Origin of the sequence: Streptomyces sp. SID5910, assembly GCF_009862125.1 — a bacterium.
GTDB lineage: Bacteria > Actinomycetota > Actinomycetes > Streptomycetales > Streptomycetaceae > Streptomyces.
Genome location: NZ_WWHX01000104.1, coordinates 1 through 1,119 on the forward strand (window position 1 = coordinate 1; position 1,119 = coordinate 1,119).

At 77.7% G+C, this 1,119-nt stretch carries 2 protein-coding genes; one reads left to right on the plus strand and one right to left on the minus strand.

Features of this window, described 5'->3' with window-relative positions:
* Window positions 1-607, plus strand: a 607-nt coding sequence (locus GTW67_RS03775; protein ID WP_237518644.1) for a CHAT domain-containing protein, incomplete at its 5' end; no start/stop codon positions are given.
* Between the two features lie 12 nt (window positions 608-619).
* Here the strand turns inward: GTW67_RS03775 and GTW67_RS03780 are convergent.
* A partial coding sequence (locus tag GTW67_RS03780; RefSeq protein WP_161163365.1) for a helix-turn-helix transcriptional regulator occupies window positions 620-1,119 on the minus strand: 500 nt, incomplete at its 5' end.

A 1,119-nucleotide genomic window follows, 5' to 3' on the forward strand; every position in this document is an offset into this window, starting at 1 on the left:
GGATGGGCGAGACACGCGGGACGTGCCGGACAGGCCCGTGGCCGCGCCGTCCGGCGACGCACCGCTGACACCCCCGGACGCCGGGGCGGGCGGCGAGCGCGGGGGCGGGGCGGAGGTGCGGGGCGGGTATGGGGCTCCGGTTCTGCTGGAGGGGGACGATGCTCGGGTGCCCCGGGTGTTGCGGGAGCTGGACGGGGCCGTGCTGGCCCATATCGCCGCGCACGGCACGTTCCGCGCCGACAGTCCCCTGTTCTCCTCGCTGCGGATGGCGGACGGGCCGTTGATCGTGCACGACTTCGAGCGGCTGGACCGCAGCCCGTATCGGATCATCCTGTCCTGCTGCGACACCGCCCGCCTCGCGTCCGTCGGCGCGGACGAGCTGCTCGGGCTGGTCACCGCGCTGCTGCCGCTGGGCACCGCCGGGGTGGTGGCGTGCAGCGCGCCGGTCAACGACGCCGCGCTGGTGCCGTTGATGCTCGCGCTGCACAAGGGGCTGGACGCCGGCCTGTCCCTGGCGGAGGCGCTGCGCGACGCGCGGGCCGCGCTGCCGGGCGACGCCGTGCACCAGGCCACGGGGTGGGCGTTCTCGGCGTTCGGCGCCGCCTGACCCGGGCCGTCGTCAGGCAGGCTGGGCCGCGGGCAGGTCCACCAGCCAGGGCAGGGCGCCGCGGTCGCCAGCGCCGAGGCGGGTGTAGGCGCTGTAGAGGTGGTTGCCGACGGTGCGGACGGAGAGCGTGAGTCTCTCGGCGATCTGGCGGTTGCTCAGTCCGGCCGCGGCGAGCGTGACGATCTGCCGCTGGCGGGCGGTGAGTTCGCCGAGCACCAGACCGGCCAGGGCCGGGGTGCGGGCGCCCTCGCAGCGGCGGGCGAGGGCGACGGCGCGGGTGCGGGCGGTGCGGGCGGCCCGCGGATCGCGGTGGGCGCGTACCGCCTGGGCGTGCGCCTCGGCGGCGAAGAGCAGGAAGCCGCGCCGCTCCAACTCCCCGGCGACCTGGTCAAGGCCGGTCCCGTCGCCGCGGGCGAGGGCGTCGGCGTGGGCGGCGAAGACGCCGGTCAGCCGGCCGGCGGCGCGCGCGGGGGCGCCGAGCCGGACGGCGTCGTAGGGGTTGCCGTCGACGG